Genomic DNA, 23,474 nt, shown 5'->3' on the forward strand with positions numbered 1-23,474 from the left:
GATGTCGTGCTACCACTCTACGCACTGCTATTCTACAAGTCGCCAGAATTCGTCGCCGGAGGTGTGGCGAGCTTTTCTGGTACGGCGGGGCAACAGCGAGTTTCCAATGACTACTTCCGGTTTGCCCCCATTCCCCTTCCGCCACTCGCTGAGCAGAAGCGGATAGTGGCGAAGGTGGATGAGTTGATGGCGTTGTGTGATAGGCTGGAGGCGCAGCAGCGGGAAAGGGAGGAGCAGGCCAGCAAGCTTGCCCGCGCGTCGCTGGCCCGCTTTGCCGAGTCACCTACCCCAGAGAATCTCGAATACCTTTTTCACAAGTCCTACACCATCCCCCCCGCCGACCTCCGCAAATCCATCCTCACCCTCGCCGTCCAAGGCAAACTCGTCCCCCAAGAAGCCAACGACGAACCAGCAGAGGAATTGCTCGCTCGCCTTGAACAAACGAGGATGAGTATTGCAAAGAACGACAGGGTTCGTCCTCCGAAGAATGTTGCGCCTCTCACTACAGAAGATTTCCCATTCGAAATCCCGGACACTTGGAAGTGGAGCAGACTTGGCCATCTCGCACTCGTAATCGATTACGGAACATCGCAGAAGGCAGATAACGATTCTTCTAAAGTTCCGGTTTATCGCATGGGTAAAATTGTCGGTGGCCGTGTGATCGATGAGAACATGAAATACGTTGATTCAGGTATCGACGACCTTCCTGCCCTCTACCTCAAGACATTTGACATTCTCTTCAACCGCACGAACAGTTATGAGCTTGTTGGCAAATCTGGCATCTATACAGGTCCGGACCATACATCTACTTTCGCCTCCTACCTCATTCGCATTCGGCTACCAGGATCGTTCCTGTTTCCACCGTTCTTCAGCGTTGCGATGAACGCGTCTTACTACAGGCAGACGCAAATCGAGCCGGAAGTTGTACAGCAGTGCGGTCAAGCGAACTTCAATGGAACGAAGCTTGCCGCCACGGTCGTCCCTCTCCCTCCCCTCGCCGAGCAACGGCGGATTGTGGCGAAAGTGGAGCAACTGATGGCTTTGGTTGATGAGTTAGAACAACAACTCGCCGCCTCCCGCGCCACCGCCGCGAACCTTCTCGCCGCTCTCGTCGCTGAACTGACCGGTGCACCTAACCATGGCAAAGTTTCCGTCCCCGCCGCCACTACCACGGGGCGCCGCGGCAGACCAGCCAAAACATAAATCCGATACTCCGCTATGCCTCTCTACGAACTGACCTCCGATGCCTTCCGGCCCAGCGTCGCAGATATCCCGATTTGATCAGCACGATTGAGAAGAGACTTGAAGAATCCTAACACACCATAAATGAAGCTGAGACTCGAGCGGAATCCATCTATCCAGCCCATAAAAGAGGCGGGCTTGAGGGGTGGTTAGTAAATCTGTAGATCCGGCCATGGCAATTGGTTGCATGTTTCGAGGTGTTCGAGGGCCAGTGAGGGAGTGAGAGAACCCACGGATGGGGCTACGGATGGGTCTACCGAAGGGCTCGAATTTCCTTTGCCCTGGGAATTACTTGGTGATTTCTGTTTTTGTTCGTAACCTTCCGGGTGTGCTCGTCTTATCCTGCGAACTGATGGCTACACGCTAGTGCGCGAAGTGAGGTGGTTTCTTTTGCGACGCATTGAGCGCTGAAACGACCCGTGTTTTGGGCATTTTTAGTTTTTTGGCACTAGCGTGCCGCGTTCTCGCTTTTCTTACCGACGGCGGATTTTCCGAATGTTGCTTTCGTTGGAACGGTATTTTCTCCCCCGAACTATCTACGATTGAGGCGATAAAATAAAGGGGCTACCGGCTCAATTCGGTGGATGCTTACCAACGATGACCCAAAGCGAACGCACCTCAACCAATTACGGTCGATTCATGCGTAAAAGGTTGACCGTAGCGACACCTATCTCAGTCAACCCGACAATCACCGTACCATTCAAGGCAATTCCTAATTCTTGATTCGATGCAGCGTAGCGGCCGCACGAGCTTTGACGAGATTGAGTTCGTCAATTTGCGTTAGCAAAAGGTCGAGTTCCTTGGTTTCCTCGGCCGAGAGCTTGCTTTCGACATTCTTCGCCAGCAACTCGTCCAAACGTGATTGGCTCTTAGATGCCAACGCCATGTCGGCTAACGCCGTCAATCCCTCGGTGGTAACCATTAGGCTTACTTCATCTGGCATTTGGCATGCCTCCTATTTGCGAAAGTGGTTTCCTAATCATACGAATTTAGAGCAGCTAGCGGCCTCAATCTCGCCAGGTGCAAACTCTTGCTGCTTCGCATTCTGATGGGCTTTGAAGAGTAGCTCTTCAATCCTACTTCGAGCAACAGATTTTTCAGCTTCGTTCGGTTCGACACCCGGGCGATAAGCAAGAACGAAGATCCTTTGGTCAGGAGCCAGATCTCCTCCGACCAGTTCCTCAATAGCGTGACGCTGATTGGGAGTAATGTCGCTAACGGTTCGGTCAACGGATGTTTGAATGGATTGTGTCATGAGTTTTGCTCCTGAACCCAGTATAGCATCTATCGACATGACAGTCACTGTCATGGACTAAAGGAAGCCGCTGAGGCCTCGCTTGCCAGCCCCACGGCAACCAATTGACTGCCAACTGTTGCCGAAAACTTCGATGAGTTCGTTTTTCCCTGTAAGCCAATAGTACTTTTACGAAGCCTATTCCACATTTGCCGTTGCTTCGTCTAGTCGAGCGTTTTGCCGATAGGGCGGAGTTCGGCCTCTTTGATTGCATCTCAAAAATAAGCATTAGCCACTATGCGTTAGCCGACGGACAACGGCCGACAACCGAACGCTACCGCGTTACGGCTTGTTAAAGCAACAAGCCGTTTAGCTCAAAAGATCTTTGACAACGTTTCCATGTACATCCGTCAATCGAAAATCGCGTCCGGCGTGTCGATACGTTAGCCGCTCGTGATCGATGCCTAGGCAATGCAGTATGGTCGCTTGCAAGTCATGCGTATGAACGGGATTCTCCACAACGTGGAACCCGAGGTCGTCGGTCTTGCCGTATTGAAAACCGGCTTTGGTGCCGCCACCCGCCATCCACATCGTGTACGCCTGGGGATGGTGATCTCGTCCATTGGCACGCCCTAAAGATGCGTTCGATTCGATCATAGGAGTGCGACCAAACTCACCGCCCCATATAACTAACGTCGAATCGAGCATTCCGAGTCGCTTCAAGTCCTGAACTAAGGCTACGGTCGCTTGCTCGGTCGCTTTGAGGTTTCCTTTGTGATTGCCAACAACGTCGGAGTGTGCATCCCAGCCCTCATGATAGATGTTGATGAAGCGGACTCCGCGCTGGACCATGCGACGCGCCAACAAGCAAGCGCGCGCAAACGATGGCTTGTCAGGATCACAGCCGTACATGGCAATCGTCTCGGCGCTCTCTTCCTTTAAATCCATAAGGTTCGGTGCCGACGATTGCAATCGGAAAGCCATTTCATAGTTTGCAATGCGTGTCGATATCTCGGGATCGCCAATCAGCGCGAGTCGTTGTTTGTTGAGTTTGTTCACCACGTCGAGCGTTGCTAATTGTGCCTCGCTATCGATGCCATCCGGGTTCGCAACGTTGAGAATAGGATCGCCTTGGTTACGCAACCGAACCCCGGTGTATATCGTTGGCAAGAAACCACTCGACCAGTTGGCGGCTCCTCCGCTGATGCCTGCTCCGGTTGACATGACGACAAAGGCAGGTAAGTCCTCAGTCTCGGCTCCTAAGCCATAGAGTACCCAGCTCCCAAGACTGGGGCGGCCTGGTTGCGAAAAGCCCGTGTTGAAAAAGATTTGAGCCGGTGCATGATTGAACTGGTCTGTCTTGACCGACCGAACGACGCAAATGTCGTCCGCGATTTTAGGTAAATGCTCGAACACATTGGCAATCTCAAGTCCCGATTGCCCATGCTTGGCAAATTCGAAACGAGGACCCATCACGGCGGCATCCGGCCGAATGAAAGCGTAACGTTGCCCCATAATCACCGACTCGGGCAACGGCTTCCCCTCCAGTTTAGCCAAATCGGGTTTGTAATCGAAAAGATCGAGATGGCTCGGCGCACCGGCCATGAACAAATGAATGACTGCTTTCGCTTTTCCCGGAAAATGCGATTGCTTGGATGCCAGTGGATTGGATGCCAGCGGATTCGAAGAAATCTTGTCCGCTGCATTCGAACGCGCCATGCCACCAACCAGCAAGCTTCCCAATGCAGCTTTCCCTAGTCCAATGCCGCATTCATTCAAGAAGTGACGTCTGGCCACTTGAACTGCTGATGGATCGATTTTCATAAAGTTGTCCTGCTGAGGCGTTGGTGCAATTGATCTTGGATGGATATGTTTTTGTGAACGCAATTTACTTGGTAACTGCTTCGTCTAGATTCATGATGGCGCGAGCAACCAATGTCCAGGCGGCTCGCGCTATCGCTTCCTCTGCGGTCAAATTCTCAGTTGTGGAATCGGTTGCGATCTTGAGGGCTGGCAGCTGACCTTCTTTGCGTCGAGTGAATTGATTCGAGTAGTAGTCTTGCAATGCGTCTAGCTCATCCTTGGTGGCCGGCCGCACTAAAACTTTGCGAAAGAGTTCGGCGAGTTTTTCCTGGTCATCACCTTTGGCGTGGACGGTTGCTTTCCCAAGCTCACGCGCCGCTTGCATAAACGTGACGTCGTTGAGCAACGATAGGGCTTGCATGGGAGTATTCGTGATATCGCGACGAGCCACACAGGCCTCGCCACTCGGAGCATCAAAGGTAGCTGTGAGGGCAAAGGGAGATGTTCGTTTCGTGAATGTGTAGAGACTTCTTCGAAATCGATCTTCTCCCGAACTCACATTCCAAGCGAGCGATCCGTACGTTCCCTCGGTGGTTACGCTGGCCGGTTGTGGTGGGAATACACTCGGGCCACCCCGTTTCTTAGAAAGAAGTCCCGATACCGCGAGCGATTGATCACGAACGACTTCGGCATCAAGCCGAACACGTGGTCCTCGCGATAGCCAACGGTTGTCTGGGTCTTTTGCCAGCGATTCTGGGCGGATTTCGATGGATTGGCGATAGGCTTGACTCATCACGATTTGCTTGTGCAATTTCTTTAACGACCACCCCTGATCGATGAAATCCAATGCGAGATAGTCCAACAATTCAGGGTGAGTCGGCGAGTCTCCTTGATAGCCAAAGTCCTGAGATGTTCGCACCAGTCCGTATCCAAAGAATGCTTCCCAAGCGCGATTCACGGTGACACGAGCGGTGAGTGGATTCGATGGCGATACAAGCCACTTGGCAAACTCAAGTCGATTGGTTGGCTGATTGGACTTATCGTTCAGGACCAGTGGAGTGTGGGGTTGAACTTCATCTTCTGGTTGAAGAAACTCGCCACGATGGTGTCGATACGTAACGCGTGGGTTATCGCTAGGACGCTCTTGCATTACCAGAGTGCTCAAGGACGGGATAAGCGAATTGCGTAAGGCATCGATCTCTTTGCGAGCTTCCGCGAGTTCGGGAGTACGATCTAAAAAGGCTCTCATCACCAAGTTGCGATCGTCGGTCGTCCATTGATCCGCAGGACTCTTCAGCAACCTCGCAACCTCCATGGGAAGATCATTGGCCGAGCCAACAGGCTGCGTCGTGTAGGACCATCGAAACCTACCTATGCCTGGCGCGTACCAGCGTTCGAAAAGCATTGAGATCGAGATCGGACCAGCAGTATCCAATGGTTTCTCGAGTTTGAAGACAGCGACATGTCTGCGCCGCTGTCCGCCATCGATCGACCAGCCTGATTGCTTGTCGCCATCAATGCACTTGGCCGCAGTGTTTCCACCACTGGCATAAGAATGGCTGGCCTCGCTAATTTTTTGAACTTGATCCTTTTGGGATACCGTAACTTCGCTCAAGAAAAAATCGCCGATCGGTCCTTCGTAATAGACAGCCCCGGGACCGCCTTTTGGCAAGCGTTCATCGGGAATCGCTTCCAACTGCAAACCGGTAACACCTGCCGGTAGTGAATCAAAGTCGACGACGTATGTGTCGGACTTCGCGAAGTCACCTGTTGCCAGGATGGACTTGTCATCCAAGACCGTTAAGTGTGGGGTCGTCGCAGTGGCGCGTATAGGATTCGCAACTTCCCACGTGTTGACCTTGGATGAATGCTCTTGGATCCATTCGTCGAATCGCCTGGCCAAAAGCTCTTGGTGTCGAGTATCGACTGGTACATCGTTGTCGACTGGTTTGCCGATGGATAAACGGAATTTTCCGAGAACGTGCTTGCCGCCGTAGTTGTGATCGAGTCGGATGGTTAGCAGTTGTTCGCTATCTAGCACGAGAGGCGTTTCGAATTTCACCGTCAGCTTGCGATCGACGTTCCATTGTCCCTGTCCATGAATGGCCCAGCCAGTACTGGGCATGCCATCGATTGCGTGATTGGCCGGGAAACCAGACTGAGCAAAATCGGCGTTCGCTTCGGTTAGTTTGATAGGAGTATCACCAACTGATGCGGTTAGCCCCGTCAGAACGAAATTGCCGTGGTCGGTTAGGCCGGGTCCTTTGCTGGGCAACGCAGGGTCTGAGAGCGCCTCCAGTTGAAGACGATCGTAAGAGCCAGCAGGAACCTTGAGCGTTAGCGTAAACGAGTCTGTCGCCTTGGGAGGTGTTTGAGCGCGGACGACATTGTCTGCTTCAACGGCGATCGTTGTGCCTTGAGCCGATTGCGGATTCATCGCCTCGGGGACCAGCCAAATGGTCTCCATGGGGACTGGGAATCGATCAGCGAGTTTGGAGGTAAGCTCGTCGATCTTGCGCTCGACATCGGCTTTTACTGCGGAAGCGTTTTTATCGGAGATGGGCAGTTCGGGTTCATCGGCATTGTTGAGTAGGGCGAACATCCCAAAGTATTCATGATGAGAAATCGGATCGTATTTATGAGTGTGGCATTGGGCGCACCCTATGGTTAATCCCAGCCATACCGTTCCTGTGGTCGCAGTTCGGTCGACCATGGCATGGTAACGAAACTCGAGAGGATCGATTCCCCCCTCTTCGTTCAGCATGGTGTTTCGATGAAAGCCGGTTGCGATTTTTTGGTCTATTGTTGCGTTAGGGAGCATGTCACCTGCTAGTTGTTCGATCGTGAATTGATCGAAAGGCATATCATTTTGAAGTGCGTTGATCACCCAATCACGGTAGGGCCATATCGTTCTCACTTTGTCTTTTTCGTAACCGTTGGTATCTGCGTAGCGAGCCAAGTCTAACCATTTGCGAGCCCAACGTTCGCCGTAGTCATGAGATTGCAGCAGATCGTCTACGATTTTCTCGTAGGCAGCCTCGGTCGGGTTGGCCGCAAATTCATCCGCGACCTGCACGCTTGGGGGGAGTCCAACCAGGTCTAGGTAAACTCGGCGAATTTGTTCGTAGGGGGGGCCCGGTTGTTGTGGTGTCAAGCCTAGCTCGGTCAGTTTGCTAAATGCGAAGCGGTCAATTGCATTTCGATTCCAGAGTGTGTCGCGAACGATGGGTGGTTCGGTTCTCTTAGGCGACACAAAGGCCCAATGCATTTCATATTTTGCACCGCTGGAGATCCACTTTTTTAAAACCTCCTTTTGCGTCTCGGTCAAAGTCAGATTAGAGGAAGCAGGTGGCATGACCTCATCGGGGTCGTGTGATGCGATACGGCGAACCAATTCGCTTTTGTCAACAGAGCCGGGCACGATCGCAATCGCCCCCGAGTCCCCCTCGCCATAAGCTGACTCGGGATGGTCGAGTCGCAATCCACCATGTCTGGTTAACTCGTCCGGCCCGTGGCATTTGAAACAATACTGGGAAAGGATTGGTCGCACGTCATGCGAATAGCTGACCGAATCGTCTGCGGAGGCGATACCGGTTAACATTGCGAAGCTAAAGCCGATGATGATTCGATAGATTTGCATAGCTAGGGAAGACTTGCTGTAGGCACTCATTGGGTCGCTTGCGGAGAGCAACGTAAGGAAGGAAGTCGTGAGGCAAGGTAGCGCATTGTAAAATGCGGAGGCACTATTAAGTATAGTTTAGATTCGATTCGAAAAGAAAAGGATTTGAATAGCTTCGTCGATAGCGGCCTCATTCTCGGCAGGTGTCAAATCTTGCTGCCTCGCATTCTGATGGGCTTTGGCGAGTAGAACTTCAAAAGGGTGACGCTGAATGGGAGGTTAATGATTGATTCAAAGCGAGGAAACTAGCCGATTTCTAAAGAGTCGTGTTGCGGACCCCTGCGATCACGTTCCTCGTCTATTGCCAAACCAGTAGATGTGTTGTCGGTCGCACAGCCTGAGCCCGTGTTCGCGGCACCAGTTTGCAAGCCAGGAAGTTTGCAACAGCAACTCCTCCTGCGTGGTACCTCGCGGCATCATCAAGACGTTGGATCGCTCCCAGCCCTGTAGCTCCTCAAGATACTCCAAGACCTCTTCTGCATCGAGAATCGAGCCCACAACGAACTTGAGTTGGTAGTCACCTCGCTGGATGAGACGCTGGACGATCTCGGGCCGGTGGCGGCGCTTATCGTGATTTGCGATCCACTCCTCGCTCGCAAAACCAACCGGTGTGGAGTTGCTCAGCTTGGGGCTGATCGACCAAAGGTCGCAGGTTGCCTCCAGGTCGATGGTGCCAGCCGTCTCGATCGTGATATGCTTTCCGAGGGCTTTCAGCTCGGCAGTCAACTGGGCTACTTCCTCGAAAATGAGGGGTTCGCCACCGGTGAGGACCACATGCTTTGAGGGAAACTGGGAAACTTTTTCCACGATTTCGGCGACCGAGACATGATCTCCCTCTGGCTCCCAAGACGCGTAGCGGGTGTCGCAAAACCAACATCGCAGGTTGCAGCCGCTGGTCCGTACAAAAATGCTGGGGGTGCCGGTGAGTTTGCCCTCCCCTTGAACACTGTGGAAAATTTCTGAGACGCGGATCATGGGAGACTCCTTAAAAAGGTTCGATTTTGTGGAGCTTTGGTAAGGAGAATTCTGGAGGAACTGTCAATTAGAGCTGTTACGACTGCCGTGAGTTTAGCAGAATATCCCCATTGTTTACTAGCTAGGAGAAGTTGAAGAAGTGCCAGGAACCCCATTTCAAGATCAGTTGGAGTGTTTTGACAATTCATTCCCCGGACGCGATTATCACATCGAAATCGTGTGCCCCGAGTTTACCTCGATGTGCCCCAAAACCGGACAGCCAGATTTCGGCGTCCTGACGTTTCGCTACGTACCAGATCAAAAGTGTGTCGAGCTGAAAAGCTTGAAACTCTATCTGCAAAAGTTCCGGAACGAGGGAATCTTTTACGAAAACGTAACCAACCGCATTTTCGATGACTTCGTCGAGATCGTAAAGCCTCGTAGCGCCACCCTCGAGAGCCGTTGGGGAGCTCGTGGGGGCATCACCTCGGTGATCACCGTTTCCTACCAGAAATCGTAAGCGTAGTGCGAACCTTGCCATGACTAACACATCGATGCCTCCTATTTTGCTGAGCGGCTTTGCTGACGAAGCTGCCAACCAAAAGACCGCAGAGCAGCAGTTCTGCGCCTTTGCTGCGTTAGGACTAAAGTACTACACTTTGCGGTTCATTGACGCAGGCGAAGGTATTCAGAATGCCATGATGTTGTCAGATGCATCGATCGAACGAATACGATCGTTGCAATCGGAGTATGGATTGTCCGTTTCGTCGCTGGGGTCGCCGATCGGCAAGGTAAAACTACTCGATGTAGATGACGGTACTTCGAATCGTTATGTTCCTTTTGCCGAGTATCTCGAAAAGGACGTCAAGCGTGCTTGCGATTTGGCCAACCGTTTTGAAACGAAACTGGTACGTGGATTCTCGTTCTATCACCCCAAGGGTACCGACCCTGAATCCTATCTGCCTCAAGCGATTGATCAGCTTGGCGAGATCGCAAACGAATGCGATTCCCATGGCTTAACCTTTGGTCTCGAAGTAGAAGCAAACTTGATCGGTCAAACCGGAAAGTTACTGCAAAAGCTCCACAGTGGTGTCTCGCATCCCGCGATGCTACTTATTTTTGATGGGGCCAATCTGGTTTGCCAAGGAATGAGCACCGACCAAGTGTTTGAAGAATACGTGGCCATGAAGGGCGGGTTGGGTTGGGTTCATATCAAGGATTATTGCCGACCAGCGGTTGCTTCATCGCATGTCGACGAAGAGTCTTTGGCCAGCTTTGTTCCAGCGGACGAGGGGGATTCCGGACACGAGGCCATTTTGCGGGATATCAAACGATCCTATGACGCAATCGCGAAACGGTTGGAATCGCGCGGTATACCGGGGCTTTTCTTCGATCTGGAACCTCATGTTAAGGGAGGTGGTCAGTTCGGAGGATTTAGCGGACCGGATGGTTTCGGAATTGCTTTGAGAGCGTTCTGTCGTTTGCTGGATTACGTCGGGGTCCCTTATCAATTGAGGACCTACGAAGATATTCGGGACGTCAAGGCTAACCATGCAACACCACGCTGATCGGGCAAAACAGGCAGGCTTGGAATAACCAAATCCCATGGATGAAGCAATTTGGCGTAGTGAGTATCCGTTTGCCTCGCATTTCGTAGATGCGCCTCGCGATCAACGCGGGCATGGAGGGGGACTTCACTACGTAGACGAGGGGGCCAGCGATTCGCCGCATACCATTCTCGCGGTTCATGGCAATCCGACATGGTCGTTTTACTATCGAACTATCGTTTCGCGTTTTCGTTCGGCGCATCGAGTGGTTGCGCTCGACAACCTTGGTTGCGGATTGAGCGATAAGCCGATCGAGTACGATTATTGCTTAGCCAACCACACCAAGAACCTCATCCATTTGATTGATACCCTCGATTTAAGAAACATCACCCTCGTTGTTCATGATTGGGGTGGAGCTATCGGGCTGGGCGCAGCCGTTGAGCGAGCAGACCGGATCCGTCAGTTGATCGTTCTAAACACGGCGGCCTTTCCGCCTCCTTATATCCCTTTTCGCATAGCGATCTGCCGCTGGCCCTGGATCGGTAGTTTTGCGATGCGATACTTTAATGCTTTCGCTTGGACGGCTACGTTCATGGCAATCGACCGACTGCCGAGGCTAAGCAGAGCGGCGAAGGCGGGATTGCTTGCACCGTATGATACTCCGGCCCATAGGATCGCTATCGATCGGTTCGTTCATGATATTCCGATGAGTCCGAAACATCGGACTTACGGAGTGCTTGAGCGATTAGAGCGAAACTTAGGGGTACTCGCCGACAAGCCAATTCATTTCGTATGGGGTATGAAAGATTGGTGTTTCGTGCCGAGATGTATGGAACGATTGAATGAACATTGGCCCAATGCCACCCGCGAAGAGTTGCCGGATGTCGGACACTACGTCATGGAGGAGGCCCCCGAGGAGGTCGCAGCGGCGTTGGAAAAACGGCTCGTTTAGCTTCGTTTTCGGTAACGCCCCAATTCGAAGAGTGGGGTATACTTAGAAAAGTCGGCGTTCGATCCTTGTTTTCGATCGCCGGTTCCGTTCGCCTTGAAGCAAATGCTCCCACCCTTGGAGAACCAAAACATGCGACATCTAACGAGCCTCGTGTTGTTGTTCTGTTTGCAAATACCGTTCGGCCAGATAGGTTCTGTTGTTGCGCAGCCAACCCGAGGAAAAGGTCAGGATCCAGAAGAAATGTTTCGTATCCTGAGAGAACAGTTGGTGGAAAACGTTTTGGCACCAGGAGGGGTCACCAACCAGCGTGTTCTCGAGTCATCCCGCACGACGCTTCGTCATAAGTTTGTTCCCAAACAGCATCAGGACAAAGCCTATCAGGACATTTCCATCGCGATCGGTGGGAATCAAACCATCAGCAGCCCGTTTATCGTTGCTCTTATGACGCAAGAGCTCGATCCGCAACCAACAGATAAGGTGCTAGAAATCGGAACAGGCAGCGGCTATCAAGCGGCCATACTCAGCCCGTTGGTCCAGGATGTTTATACGATTGAAATTGTCGAAGATCTTGGAATCAGAACAAAGAAACTGCTGGCGGATCTTAAGTACGAAAACGTTCACTGTTTGATTGGAGATGGATTCAAAGGCTGGCCGGAACACGCCCCGTTTGACAAGATCATGGTCACTTGTTCGCCGGAAAAAGTTCCAGAGCCCCTAGTGGAACAGCTCAAGGATGGTGGCATTATGATTATCCCTGTTGGGGAACGATATCAGCAAATGCTCTATCGAATGCGGAAAGTGAATGGCAAGATGGAGCGAGAATCGCTGCAGCCGACGCTTTTCGTCCCCATGACCGGTCAAGCTGAAGAGAACCGCGAAGTTACCCCCGACCCTGCGAACCCCAAACTGATCAATGCCAGCTTTGAGGAAGATCTGATTAAGGAATTCCACGTCCCGGGTTGGTACTATCAGTTTGGTTGTACCGTGCTGACCGGTGATGGGTTCCCGATGGGTCGTCGAGTTGTGGAATTTAGAACGCAAGACCCCGAGCAGCCCAGTATGTTGCTTCAAGGGTTACCGCTCGACGGTCGCGTCGTGAAGCGACTCAAGCTGGGTGGCTGGATCCGGACCGAAGATGTACGACTCGCTGGACTGGATCGGAACAAATCACCATCGGTGGCAATCCAGTATTTCGATGAAAAGCGAAATCGTATCGGGATTAACTATGTCGGAATGCTACAAGGAACCAATGCGTGGAAGTTGCATGTTGATGAGTTTCGCGTCCCGCCGCTTACGAGAGAGGCCATTGTATCGGTCGGACTATTCGGTGCAGTTGGCATGGCACAGTTTGACGGATTGGTCTTTGAGCCAATCAAGAAATAGGAATCTAGAGTGTTAATGTGGGAGCGTCCGTTCACGATCATTCCCGCCCTAAATACCGCCTGCCCACCGCCCCTGTCATCATTCTGCCTGTCATCATTCTGCCTTTATTCCGCGTATCGTTCCTATCCAACGACGCGTCGTGGTGGCCTATGGTCGTTGATTCCGATACGAAGCACCACCTTCACTCTACCTTTAAGGGAGAATCGAGCGCCGAATCGGAGAGGGGGCAGCCGCGCAGCGATGCATAACGGCTCCGACTAGCCAGCATGCACTAAAGCCCCCCCATGTCTTTCTTGTTTGGATCATACGGCCCCCAATGATTATCAGAGTAAGCTGAATAGCAATTCGAGTTTGGCCTATCCAGACATACGTACGAGTGACGAATTTCTATATCCGAAAATGTAAATCCAGTTCTTGAGCCGATTAAGACATCGTGAATTTCAATGGCTACTCTTGGGAGCGATCACCCCTCGGGATCGTCGAGTATGGCCTGCAAACGTTCTGCGAGCGATGGCGGGAACCGAGCTGGCCAGTTCGAATCGATTAAGCCAATTTGAATCATGTCTTGAAGATGCGTTTGATCTTTTCGCCTGTAGCTGTTGAGCTTCATTTCCACGAGAGCATGCAGCTCGACGACTCGTTTGTTGTTGATTTCTACCGCGCGGTCGACGGTTGGGGTTGGGCTAGCATATTCTGGACGCACTTTGCGATTGGCAATTAGGATATGCAAACCCTGGCTGGGTTTGCCTTCCGGACCGTCCAGAAAGACGACCGTCCCCATAACCTCATCCCGCACAAAACCGGCCTTCTGCAATGCCTCGGTCGCGAGCGGCAAATCCTTCTCCGCGAGCAGCAAATCCACGTTCCTGGTATTGCGAACGGCTCCATCATCGATGGTTGCAACCCAGGCCGCTACCGCATTTCCACCAACCACAGCGTAAGGAACTTCAGCGAGGCGCAGAGCCTCGCAAGCTCGATTCAATCGTTCTTGAACGAGTTCCACTGCACGAAACATCCTATGAAAAACATCCACGGATTGTTTGTGGACAGAGTCTGCTAAAATCTTGGAATCCATTCCCGAATGGTACCACTGATCGCATTGATTAGCACAATTTTACGGCTCCGAAATCCCGTTTAGCCATTTTTGCTGGGCTTCTCGGTAACGGGGAATTTGGCGTGGCGAATCTTGGAATTCTCCGCCAAAATAGCGACCTGGCGAAATTTCCATTCCTTTCCCGAAAGTCTAGAACAGGTCTCCGATGAGTCTAATTGAGCGTGTACATGGTCGGCAAATTTTCGATTCTCGAGGTAATCCAACCGTTGAGGTAGACGTGACGTTGGTCGACGGCTCGATGGGGCGTGCGGCCGTTCCGAGTGGAGCTAGTACCGGAGCTCACGAGGCGTGGGAGCTGCGAGACGGCGACAAGACCAAATACATGGGCAAAGGGGTCCATACCGCCGTAGAAAACATCAACTCCAAGATCGCTGAAGCGTTGATCGGATTCGATGCTATCGATCAGCGGGGTGTCGATGCCTTTCTGTGCGAACTGGACGGAACTCCCAACAAGAAGAACCTTGGGGCGAACGCAATCCTTGGGGTTTCGCTGGCTACGGCTCGTGCTGCCGCACACTTTACCAACCAACCACTCTACCGCTATCTGGGAGGAGCCGGAGCTCATCTTTTGCCAGCCCCCATGATGAACATCGTCAATGGTGGCCAGCATGCGGACAACTCGGTCGACGTCCAAGAGTTCATGGTCATGCCTCTCGGATTCGATTCGTTTAGCGATGCGCTGCGAGCTGGAACCGAGATTTTCCATAACCTGAAGAAGGTTCTCGGGGAGAAGAAACTCAATACAGCAGTCGGTGACGAAGGTGGGTTTGCTCCCGATTTGGGCAGTAACCGTGAAGCACTCGACTTGATCATGGAAGCCATCAAGCGTGCTGGATACGAGGCAGGCAAGCAGATCTATATCGCCTTGGATGTCGCGGCGACTGAGTTCTACGATTCCGCGACGAAAAAGTACACCATCGACGGCAAGCAATTGTCGGGGGATCAAATGGTGGACTTCCTGGCTGACTGGGTCGCGAATTATCCGATTTGCTCCATCGAAGACGGCTGCTCGGAAGACGATTGGGACACTTGGAAGGCACTAACCGTCAAACTTGGAAGCAAGGTTCAGCTCGTCGGGGACGATTTGTTCGTCACCAATACCGATCGCTTGCAGCGCGGCATCGACCAAGGGATTGCGAACAGCATTCTAATCAAGGTAAACCAGATCGGGACCTTGACCGAAACCATTGAAGCCATTCAGTTGGCCCACCGAAATGGCTACACCAGTATTTCCAGTCACCGAAGTGGAGAAACTGAAGATTCCACGATTGCAGATTTGGCAGTTGCCATGTCGACCGGTCAGATCAAGACTGGTTCGGCGTCTCGTTCGGATCGGATGGCCAAGTACAACCAACTGCTCCGAATCGAAGAAGAGCTCGGTGCCGGTGCTCGGTATGCTGGACCACTGTTCAAGAAGTAGTCACGAGACAATCTTCTAAAAATCAAGAAATGGTACGATCGAAGCATTTTCGTCGTACCGTTTTTTTATGACCCTTCTGCGGTGATAGCCACCGACTTTACCCTCCCCAAACTTCGTTTTGGGGAGGGTCAGCCCGCGAAAGCGTGGCTGGGGAGGGAAGGGATGCTGCGGTCAGATCGAGATAGACGGTGCTCTGCCCTCCCCGGCAATCTCGCTTAAGGCTCGATTTCCGACCCTCCCGGTCGCTTCGCTGGGAGGGTGAGGAACCTTTCACGGTGGCGATGAGTGAAAAGTACCGTTTTTTATTACTCCGACGCTTCACGCGAATCGTATAAGTAGGGATTCAGGTTCGGGTCGTTGTACATTTTCAGTTGCCTGTAAGTGCGATGTCGCTTCATGCCCGAGTAGATATCCTCAAGAAGCTCACGCAAGGATTGGCTCAATTCCTCGTGCTGCAACCTACAAATGGCGATCTTTTGCTTTACCGACTCAATATGGGCCTCTTCAACATCGGTGCGCTGGAGTTGTTCGCGAAGATGATAGATCCGCAAAGCAAGTATTGAAAGGCGATCGAACACGCTGCCGGGGGTCTCTGTATTAAGCCTGGCATCGGGGCGTACAACTACGTTGGACGCAGTAAAATCTTCGGAAATCCAATCATCGATCCGTTCAATCCAGTCGTTTCGATTTTGATTGAAGACGTCGATATTGCGTTTCACCTGTGCAATTTCCGCATCCGAGACATCCCGCGATCTGGCGATGTCTTCTTCGTGCCAAAGCAGGTAATTGTAGATGTGCTGTTGGCAAGCGATCGAAATTAGCGATTCCGTTCGGGAACCATCGTCGTAGAGATTGGCCACATCGGACGAATGCCATGCTTCCGTAGTTCGGATTTGCATGGCCAGGATTTCATCAATATCAATGGTCACTTCGATCACGATTGCTCCTCTCCTACGGTTTGCTCAAGCAGCCCGAATCGCTCGGCAGTTTTGAGCCCAATGAATCCAGTTAATTACCTCGGCCATATCCGGCGATGGAGCGCCGCGAAGAACGCGTTGCCCGGCTTTACTGCTGGAGTACTTTGCCACTTTGCCCATCAAGGCTTTGGCTTCGCAAGCTGCCAATTCTTCCGGTGTAGAGACGCCGATACCCACTAAAATTTGCGCATCATGCCCTCTAAGATTGGGAACCCTGCACACCATGAGAGCCTGCTTCTGCCAATCAGCCACTGTCTCCGCCGAAACGTACTTAACGTTAAGCTGAGTCGCGATTCGTTCAGGTGAAGCAGAGACCAAATCACTAACCGTCTCGATTGAGATTACTTGTAGCCGCTCAGCCATCTTGGGGCCTATAGACGGCGCGTCGACGACTGGACTTTCTAACTCGAGGTAGAATCGCCACTTACTGCCACCCGAGCTTTCGGATGAGCGAGATTCCGAGGCAGATCTATTGGCACGCGGTTCTCGCTGGTTGGAAGTGAACGAAGACTCACCTCGGTTTGTTTCTCTACCAGAGTCTCTCTTTGTACCTACGACTCGGTATTCTCGGGTTGATTCTCTGGAGCCACGAACACGTCTGACTTCGCCATCTAGTCTTGTGGCTTCTCTATCTCGTCTTGTTTCGGAGGCCCGTCGAGACTCATGTTGGTTACTAAATCCATCGCTTTGGCGGGCTCGAGATCGGTTTCGCATCGCACCAAGCCATGCGTTGATTCGTTCTCGTTCCTGTCGCGATGCGGTGTGCGAAAGTTCGATGCCAGCCTGGCTTCTCAAAAACCCTTCGACCCGATCAACCAATTTGTCCGGATCCAAATCGCGAAGCATACGCGAGCGAGTAATGCCACAACCAACCAAAACGCGAGCATCAAACGCACCCAACTTGGGCACCGATGTCATCAGCTCGGCAACGCATTGCAAATAATACACCAGACCTGCATTGACCTTCATCGTCGCAGCCGCAGACTCTGACGTTGTACGAAGCAAATCACCTACGCGATGAATACCCGCACTCTGAAATCTCGTAGCGAGCGTTCCGTCTACAGTTGGAATCTCCGAGACGGAGCTATCTAAGTGCAAATGATACTTGCCGTTCCATGTACCTACCGGAGCGGATCGCACCGGGCGAGGCTGGAACTGGGAGTGATCCGCCACCCACCAGCTGTTTTCTTCTTGTTCGTTCGCTATTGCTGCCAATTGCTGATTGATATCAACCAACTCGTGCGTTAACACGGACCGATTATCATATCCCAACGGATGCGTGCTGGTTAGTTTGCTGAATTCGTCATGGTTCTCGACAGGTACATGGGACTGTAGATTCGGGTGGACTCCCAGATTGCTCGCACTATCCATAACGAAACGTGGCCTCGCATAACGCAGAATCTCGTACATGCGACATACCGTTCCGCCGTGAGCAGAGATACGTCGGGCTACGAATTCGTCATTGGTGGCGAGCAGAATTTGACGACCATCTCGCGCAAAACCAGCTAGTACATGGAGAACCTGTTCGAGTGATTCGCCGCGGAACCCTTCTACCGAATTGTCAAATAGGAACGGGATACGACCGATACGAGGCACTGCGGCTTCAGCGATCGCCAATCGAATGGCAAGATCGACTAGTTTACGTTGACGAGAATCGTTCGCAGGCAACCGGCGATCGTAGTAGACATCTCGATAACCGTAGTCGATAGTGTGTCCATCAAAATCGACAGGCATGTCATGCCCGCGTAGATAGGAGGATTCGACCGCCCACGGAGGAAGCTGCCGGGCGGCTCCTGCGGTTAACTCTCTCAAGTACTTTTCTACGATTGGAATGAGGGAACCATCTGAGGTTCTGCGGTAGGGAGAGCGAGTTCTCAAGTGAGACTGCACCTCAGCTAACCGTCGGTGCCACTGAGTTCTGCGATCCCAGCGACGCAGCATCTCATCAGCGTGAGCCAAATGCTGGCGAAGCTGAGCGTCGTCCCAACCATGACGGGTTTCAATACTATGTGTCACCGGAGTGTTTCGCAACTGGATCTCGACATCGGCCTGCTCCGCTACTAAACGCTCGATTCGTGATTTCAATCGGAGTGTTTCGCCAGCGTAGTCGGTTCTCAAATTTCGATCTACGCGATGTCGTCCTAACGATACATGGTTTAGTTGGCCGTTGTGGAAAGCATCGACATCCTGGGAGACGCTACCATTTGCGGAATCCATTTTCGAATTCGCTTCTGATACTAGATTATCTTGTAGAGCATTGCGCAGGCTGGCCAATTCCACCTGAATCTTGGTCAGTCGCTCCTTGAGTCCCTTCACAACCGACTGATTGGCATGATCGTAAACTTGTGTCGGTGAAGCATTGACCTGAGAAACATGCCCGATCTCCGCAAGCAGTCGATCTCGTTCGAGAGCCCACCATGCCCGATCATGGTCGACCGGATCGGCGTTTCGCAAACGATCGAGGAGTTCTTGTTCCTCTGTTTTGAGACGTTGATAACCTTCATCTAGTTCTTGTCTGGCTGGTGAGTGAACTCCCAGTCGGCTCGCCGACCACCAAAGCTTTTCTGGGGAAAGGCTCCCCAGCGGACTACAAAAAATCATTCCGAGAATATCGCCACGGAGTTCATCCCAGCGAGCATCCCCGTCATCTCCCTCCCAGAATATGTTCCCCAGACCTCGGATACGGTCCGCATCGTGTTCATGCAATGGATTTTGCGAGGGATGCAAGGGAGAGTTTACAAAGCCGCCAGGCAGCATCGCGGAACCGCCAGCAAAGGACATCATGCGGACGTGGCCGGTTGCGTCAACCCACTGAAGGGAACCGTCGATCGATTCTCCCTCCTCGGTTTCGAAGACTTCGTTGACATAGTGCCCACGGAAAAGAATGCTTCTGACGAAGCGCGCCATCGTCGCACCGCCACCTTGCATAGGTGCGAAAATCGCATTCAACCCGCCACCGAATGGCCCTGCTTGCAGATGTGCAGTGGAATTTTTGCGATCTATGTCCAGTCGAATAAGATGCATCGTAGGGCTCCTCCCTCTCCAATTTCTGTATTGATGCGTCCAATCCCTTTAAGACGCATGTTGGGTCTTTGCGGAGATTAGCACAACAAGTGAGACTGGGTAAAGAGCAGAATCTCCGGCCTATAAGATAATTTGCTTTCCGGCTACGCTAGCATTGAACGCTCACCGCCCTGTGCAAAAAGGTTGCTCCGGCAATTTCGACCGGTTTAGGTTCTCGTGCGAACGATCGTGTGACGCTATGAATACTTGACCGAAGGCCTAATTTGAGATCTTATCAACGGGGCATCGTGACCGAGTCTGGTCGAGACTTGCGAATTGCATGTTCAAGATGCGAGGCGATCCACACTGTTCGCATGGAGCGATGAAGTGATCGAGGCATTCTTGCTTTATCGTTTGCACGAATCGTTCGACCAAGGCGACTGTGTTGGGTGACCGAATGGCTGTTCTCATCGGCTTCATTGTGAAGGATTCGAGCTTAGCCAGGAATGGTTTCGAGTACTTGCCATCGTTGTCGTGCATGACGATTTTGAAGAAACACCAAGACAAAGATATCCCGCAACCCGGCTTTGGACACGATCTTTTTGGAGAAGAAATCGTACTGCCACATCGTCTTTGCGTGCCTCTTGAGAAACTCATCCCATGTTCCCGGTCCACGTTGTGGCCCAGTCTCTAATCCATTTCGTTTGAGTATGTTTTTGACAGTATTGCGTGTGACCGATTCGATACCGAGTTTTCGCAAAACGAACCAAGCGGTTCTTCTCGCGTTCCGTTAGACTAATGCGACCGGGTAAGCGACTGCGAAGGATCTGGTTTTCCGCCTTGAGGTAGCTCACTTGGCGGGCGAGTTCCTTCTCGGTGGAGCGAACGCTATGTAGTCAACCTTTAGACCGGCTTGAAAGTTCGAGCATCGAGCAAGGTCGGAGTTAGGTAGTTCGTGACCTGCATCGAATCATTACCGAACCGGTCTCGAACTCATCCGACTGTTAAGCAGATTTTCCGTTACGCGGCACACGTAGAGTACCCGAGCGATCCGGTCTCGAACTTCATAAGTCAGGAATCTTAGAGCACTTGCGAAATAGACCCCGCAAAGAAGGTTCCTTATCAGGGTCGGGCCGGGGAGGTGGGTTGATTTGCTGTTTTCCCAATCTTTTCCTTATAGGATTACCAAAGGTGTTTTGGATTTCCTATCGTCCCGATCGATGCTCAAGCGAGCCATGAGATACCGTTTTCGAGCACTTTGTTGCACCGAATTCGGTCATTAAAAGAGGGCTTTTGGCGGCTGTCAGCGAAGAGGTCTACCTATATTCGTTGCTCATTAGAACGCGAGGTCCCATTAGCTGAGGAGCTCTGAGTCCCTTTTGGCTAGGTTCAATTCCAATTCCACTTTCGCTTCTTCAGGTGATAGTTCTACGATCTTCCCATCACGCCAAATAACGACTTCGGTATTTGATTGGCGAGCTCGATCGATAACCTTTCGACAAGCAGCCTCGAATGCCAGATCCGCTTTAGCGATCAGCGAGTCTGGAGAGTTACTTCTTATCATTGAATGCGTCCTTACGATGCGGCTGAATACGTTCCCACCTATTGTAGTCTAAGACACACGTTTTTTCGCCCTCAATCTCAGCAACAGAAACTGGCGGAAAGGAAGCACCGTCAAAGACACAGACTGATGTAACAATCGGAATATACAAGTCAAAGAGATTAGCTAGTCCGCGAGCGTATCGTCGCCGGATAACAGTTTCGGCAATATTGTGGCCACCTTCGCGTACACGTTTACTGACTCTGCGGATGGCCATCTCCGGTGAAGGAAGCCAGATGAAATACAGTACTATGCGATATCCCAAGCGACGCCATTGCAGAATTGAAGCTCGGTAGCTTCTGGCTGCCAAGGTGGTTTCGAACGAAAAGGTCGTTCGAGTCGCCACCAACTCATCGATTCGCTTCAGCAGGAGTTCCGACGCGCGGACGGCCTGTGTCTCTGGTGCAAATGGAGCTAATCCGGCAGCAATCAAATCCGCATTAAGAAACTCGAGACAATTGGCGAACTTTGGCAAGAATGAATTTGCAAACGTTGTTTTACCAGCCCCGTTTGGCCCAGCGAGGATGTAGATCGTTGGTTGCGAAGGTTCACCCATGAGCAATCTCGAAACGGTATGGGGCAAAGTTTTTTACAGCGAAACCCCAAATTGTACCAAGTCCAGCGATTGAATGTGACTAAGCGTTTTCGAGCACTTTGTTGCACCGAATTCGGTCATTTGCTCTCCAATGAGTTCATCTCAGTGGAAGCACGACTAACAAGCTAGCCACGACGGACTCTTCCCTCCCCCTTCCCTTCTGTCTCGCCTGCGGCGAGGCAGAAGGGAAGGGGGAGGGATATATTGGGGGATGCGTTGCTAGCCTGTTAGTCATCGCTCCACCGACACCAGGTCGGAATGGAGGCGTTCGCGATCTATTCACCCTCCCGAAGAATTCGGGAGGGTCGAGTGGAGTTTACGATCACGAGGGGAGGGGGCTTTAAAATGGCTGACTCGTCGGAGCCTTTATGCATTGCCGTGCCTTTCACCCTCTCCGAGCTACGCTCGACTCTCCCTCGAAGGGAGAGTGAATGACGTAACTTCACAAAGCCTTGTTACGGCTTACATGGGCTTCTAGTTTTTGTGGATTTAAGACTGGGGAATCTTGCAGGGTACCCAACCATTGGCCCGTTTTGAGATTGATTCCGCCTATTAGAACAGACCACTTCCCCACGTTGATCAAAGGGGATCGAAGCAAATGCGGGTTTAAGGAACACTAATCGACACTAATAAACACTAATTGGCTTGGTTCCTGGAGCGGGCTGCAGAGATTGTGTCCCAAATGGGACAGACGAAGCTCCTTCCTTTTGGTCTCTGACGATCAATAACCCATCTGTTTCCTCTTGGTGAGGTAAATTCGATGAATCAGGTCTTGATACATCTCGACCATATTTTGGAGCGATCCGTTTTGCTTAACGTGCTCGCGTCCATTCTGCCCTAGCTCTAGGTTTAAATCCCGATCGGTAAGAAGCAGCGTCAATCGGTCGACCAGTGAGGCCTCGTCTCCCGAAGGAAACGTGAATCCGCTCCATTGGTTGATAACCGATTCGGAAACCGATCCGACATCGGAGGCTACCACGGGCACCTGACAGGACAGCGCTTCCAGGATGGAAACCGGGCTTGCTTCGTTGAGACTAGTCAAAGCGAAGGCGTCGAGAGCCGCAAGAATGCGAGGTGTATCGTGACGGTTCCCTAGCATGTGGACGGATTGACTCATCCCGAGAGAGTCGATCAAGCTCGCAATTTTTGGTTTCTCCGGTCCATCTCCGATGATGAGGAAGTGGGCGTCTGGAACGCGGGCCTTGATAGCCGCTGCGGCATTCACAAAGAGCGAATGATTTTTCTCTGGCCGTAATGCAGCCACGATTCCGACCAGCTTGGAACGGGATGCGAGCCCGAGCTCTTCGCGAACGGACTCTCGACAAGCAGAGTTTGGTACGAATCGTTCCGTATCGATTCCGTTGGGAATCACGAAAACCTTGCGAGCTGGAAAGCCCTCGAACTGGACCAAAAACTCGCCGTGGGGTTTGGCTACTCCAATGAACGCGTCAGTTAAGAAGGTTAGGCTACGATTGAGACGCCCTACACCGTCTGGCCAGCCGGTGGAGTGGAGCGCGGAGCAAATGACAGGTACTCCGGCTAGCTTAGCGGCCAACCGTCCCCAAAACATTTTGTCGCCAGCACCCACCGTGACGATGGCGTCGGTTCGGCTCTTTCGCAAGTTAGAGACGAGGCGGAACAATACACCTACATCAAGCTTGGACCGTATCAGATGGGAATCCACTGAGAAATCACGTGCGATCTCTTCCCCCAGAGGACCTTTCTCTTTCAAGCAGACGACCGATGGATGGATTCGATTTGGATCTAGTCGACGAATCAAATTCACTAACAGCGTCTCTGCGCCACCGACGGGCATGCTGGTAATGATAAATTTCGTTCTCAACGGCCGAGACGTTACAGCTAAGTCCGCAGAACGATTACACTTCTGTGCAGTAGCTGTTGGAGAGATAGCTGTATTGGCAATAGACATCAGATCGGAGTTCCTGGAAGCAGAACGCAAACACGATTCAC

At 52.0% G+C, this 23,474-nt stretch carries 18 protein-coding genes; 6 read left to right on the forward strand and 12 right to left on the reverse strand.

Annotated elements, in window-relative coordinates; all coding sequences use genetic code 11:
• Positions 1-6 precede the first annotated feature (6 nt).
• Positions 7-1,203 carry a restriction endonuclease subunit S gene (locus SH449x_RS20680; protein WP_482377976.1) on the forward strand — a complete coding sequence of 399 codons (1,197 nt, stop codon included), beginning with the start codon at positions 7-9 and terminating at the stop codon, positions 1,201-1,203.
• A gap of 751 nt (positions 1,204-1,954) precedes the next feature.
• On the opposite strand, the gene SH449x_RS20685 is transcribed toward SH449x_RS20680, so the two are convergent.
• The 5 genes from SH449x_RS20685 to SH449x_RS20705 all read right to left on the reverse strand — a co-directional run bounded on the left by SH449x_RS20685 (position 1,955) and on the right by SH449x_RS20705 (position 8,933).
• Positions 1,955-2,185 carry a hypothetical protein gene (locus SH449x_RS20685; RefSeq protein ID WP_482377977.1) on the reverse strand — a complete coding sequence of 77 codons (231 nt, stop codon included), beginning with the start codon at positions 2,183-2,185 and terminating at the stop codon, positions 1,955-1,957.
• A gap of 36 nt (positions 2,186-2,221) precedes the next feature.
• Complete coding sequence (locus tag SH449x_RS20690) at positions 2,222-2,497, reverse strand: hypothetical protein (RefSeq protein ID WP_482377978.1); 276 nt, start codon at positions 2,495-2,497, stop codon at positions 2,222-2,224.
• A 348-nt stretch (positions 2,498-2,845) separates the two neighbouring features.
• Complete coding sequence (locus SH449x_RS20695; protein WP_482377979.1) at positions 2,846-4,300, reverse strand: DUF1501 domain-containing protein; 1,455 nt, start codon at positions 4,298-4,300, stop codon at positions 2,846-2,848.
• Positions 4,301-4,364: 64 nt separating this feature from the next.
• Complete coding sequence (locus SH449x_RS20700; protein WP_482377980.1) at positions 4,365-7,949, reverse strand: PSD1 and planctomycete cytochrome C domain-containing protein; 3,585 nt, start codon at positions 7,947-7,949, stop codon at positions 4,365-4,367.
• A gap of 294 nt (positions 7,950-8,243) precedes the next feature.
• Entirely contained in the window at positions 8,244-8,933 is a 690-nt protein-coding gene (locus SH449x_RS20705) for a 7-carboxy-7-deazaguanine synthase QueE (protein ID WP_482377981.1), read from the reverse strand.
• Positions 8,934-9,072: 139 nt separating this feature from the next.
• Between SH449x_RS20705 and queF the strand changes: the two genes are divergently transcribed.
• The 4 genes from queF to SH449x_RS20725 all read left to right on the forward strand — a co-directional run bounded on the left by queF (position 9,073) and on the right by SH449x_RS20725 (position 12,794).
• The gene (gene queF / locus SH449x_RS20710) at positions 9,073-9,432 is read left to right on the forward strand and encodes a preQ(1) synthase (protein ID WP_482377982.1); all 360 of its coding nucleotides are present in this window, start codon (positions 9,073-9,075) and stop codon (positions 9,430-9,432) included.
• A 34-nt stretch (positions 9,433-9,466) separates the two neighbouring features.
• The gene (locus SH449x_RS20715; RefSeq protein ID WP_482381843.1) at positions 9,467-10,480 is read left to right on the forward strand and encodes a TIM barrel protein; all 1,014 of its coding nucleotides are present in this window, start codon (positions 9,467-9,469) and stop codon (positions 10,478-10,480) included.
• A 37-nt stretch (positions 10,481-10,517) separates the two neighbouring features.
• Positions 10,518-11,411, forward strand: coding sequence for an alpha/beta fold hydrolase (locus SH449x_RS20720; RefSeq protein WP_482377983.1), 894 nt, complete (start codon positions 10,518-10,520; stop codon positions 11,409-11,411).
• 129 nt (positions 11,412-11,540) lie between these two features.
• A complete protein-coding gene (locus tag SH449x_RS20725) occupies positions 11,541-12,794 on the forward strand; it encodes a protein-L-isoaspartate(D-aspartate) O-methyltransferase (RefSeq protein ID WP_482377984.1) in 1,254 nt (417 codons plus the stop codon).
• 463 nt (positions 12,795-13,257) lie between these two features.
• On the opposite strand, the gene SH449x_RS20730 is transcribed toward SH449x_RS20725, so the two are convergent.
• Complete coding sequence (locus SH449x_RS20730; protein WP_482377985.1) at positions 13,258-13,869, reverse strand: hypothetical protein; 612 nt, start codon at positions 13,867-13,869, stop codon at positions 13,258-13,260.
• Positions 13,870-14,053: 184 nt separating this feature from the next.
• On the opposite strand from SH449x_RS20730, the gene eno reads away from it, so the two are divergent.
• Positions 14,054-15,328 carry a phosphopyruvate hydratase gene (eno, locus tag SH449x_RS20735; protein ID WP_482377986.1) on the forward strand — a complete coding sequence of 425 codons (1,275 nt, stop codon included), beginning with the start codon at positions 14,054-14,056 and terminating at the stop codon, positions 15,326-15,328.
• Between the two features lie 305 nt (positions 15,329-15,633).
• Here eno and SH449x_RS20740 read toward each other — a convergent pair whose 3' ends face one another.
• The 6 genes from SH449x_RS20740 to SH449x_RS20765 all read right to left on the reverse strand — a co-directional run bounded on the left by SH449x_RS20740 (position 15,634) and on the right by SH449x_RS20765 (position 23,433).
• Positions 15,634-16,266: a DUF4254 domain-containing protein gene (locus tag SH449x_RS20740; RefSeq protein ID WP_482377987.1), complete on the reverse strand. Its 633-nt coding sequence runs from the start codon at positions 16,264-16,266 to the stop codon at positions 15,634-15,636.
• A gap of 24 nt (positions 16,267-16,290) precedes the next feature.
• Positions 16,291-19,329, reverse strand: a complete 3,039-nt coding sequence (locus SH449x_RS20745) for a DUF4332 domain-containing protein (protein WP_482377988.1) — start codon at positions 19,327-19,329, stop codon at positions 16,291-16,293.
• Between the two features lie 258 nt (positions 19,330-19,587).
• Positions 19,588-19,848, reverse strand: coding sequence for a hypothetical protein (locus SH449x_RS20750; protein WP_482377989.1), 261 nt, complete (start codon positions 19,846-19,848; stop codon positions 19,588-19,590).
• An 814-nt stretch (positions 19,849-20,662) separates the two neighbouring features.
• Entirely contained in the window at positions 20,663-20,872 is a 210-nt protein-coding gene (locus SH449x_RS20755) for a hypothetical protein (protein WP_482377990.1), read from the reverse strand.
• Complete coding sequence (locus tag SH449x_RS20760) at positions 20,859-21,464, reverse strand: ATPase (protein ID WP_482377991.1); 606 nt, start codon at positions 21,462-21,464, stop codon at positions 20,859-20,861. The genes SH449x_RS20755 and SH449x_RS20760 overlap by 14 nt, the downstream gene beginning before the upstream one ends.
• Before the next feature lie 760 nt (positions 21,465-22,224).
• Positions 22,225-23,433: a glycosyltransferase gene (locus tag SH449x_RS20765; RefSeq protein WP_482377992.1), complete on the reverse strand. Its 1,209-nt coding sequence runs from the start codon at positions 23,431-23,433 to the stop codon at positions 22,225-22,227.
• Between the last annotated feature and the right edge of the window lie 41 nt (positions 23,434-23,474).

The organism is Brakhagea baltica (genome assembly GCF_052161605.1).
Taxonomy (GTDB): domain Bacteria; phylum Planctomycetota; class Planctomycetia; order Pirellulales; family Pirellulaceae; genus JBKCUI01.

Bases quoted from the DNA above. Each gene is read 5' to 3' on its own strand.
- SH449x_RS20750 (WP_482377989.1), bottom strand. From the start codon at position 19,848: ATGCACGACAACGATGGCAAGTACTCGAAACCATTCCTGGCTAAGCTC.
- SH449x_RS20690 (WP_482377978.1), bottom strand. From the start codon at position 2,497: ATGACACAATCCATTCAAACATCCGTTGACCGAACCGTTAGCGACATT.
- SH449x_RS20695 (WP_482377979.1), bottom strand. From the start codon at position 4,300: ATGAAAATCGATCCATCAGCAGTTCAAGTGGCCAGACGTCACTTCTTG.
- SH449x_RS20765 (WP_482377992.1), bottom strand. From the start codon at position 23,433: ATGTCTATTGCCAATACAGCTATCTCTCCAACAGCTACTGCACAGAAG.
- SH449x_RS20700 (WP_482377980.1), bottom strand. From the start codon at position 7,949: ATGAGTGCCTACAGCAAGTCTTCCCTAGCTATGCAAATCTATCGAATC.
- SH449x_RS20760 (WP_482377991.1), bottom strand. From the start codon at position 21,464: ATGGGTGAACCTTCGCAACCAACGATCTACATCCTCGCTGGGCCAAAC.
- SH449x_RS20715 (WP_482381843.1), top strand. From the start codon at position 9,467: ATGCCTCCTATTTTGCTGAGCGGCTTTGCTGACGAAGCTGCCAACCAA.
- SH449x_RS20720 (WP_482377983.1), top strand. From the start codon at position 10,518: ATGGATGAAGCAATTTGGCGTAGTGAGTATCCGTTTGCCTCGCATTTC.
- SH449x_RS20725 (WP_482377984.1), top strand. From the start codon at position 11,541: ATGCGACATCTAACGAGCCTCGTGTTGTTGTTCTGTTTGCAAATACCG.
- SH449x_RS20705 (WP_482377981.1), bottom strand. From the start codon at position 8,933: ATGATCCGCGTCTCAGAAATTTTCCACAGTGTTCAAGGGGAGGGCAAA.
- SH449x_RS20745 (WP_482377988.1), bottom strand. From the start codon at position 19,329: ATGCATCTTATTCGACTGGACATAGATCGCAAAAATTCCACTGCACAT.
- SH449x_RS20685 (WP_482377977.1), bottom strand. From the start codon at position 2,185: ATGCCAGATGAAGTAAGCCTAATGGTTACCACCGAGGGATTGACGGCG.
- eno (WP_482377986.1), top strand. From the start codon at position 14,054: ATGAGTCTAATTGAGCGTGTACATGGTCGGCAAATTTTCGATTCTCGA.
- SH449x_RS20755 (WP_482377990.1), bottom strand. From the start codon at position 20,872: ATGATAAGAAGTAACTCTCCAGACTCGCTGATCGCTAAAGCGGATCTG.
- SH449x_RS20730 (WP_482377985.1), bottom strand. From the start codon at position 13,869: ATGGATTCCAAGATTTTAGCAGACTCTGTCCACAAACAATCCGTGGAT.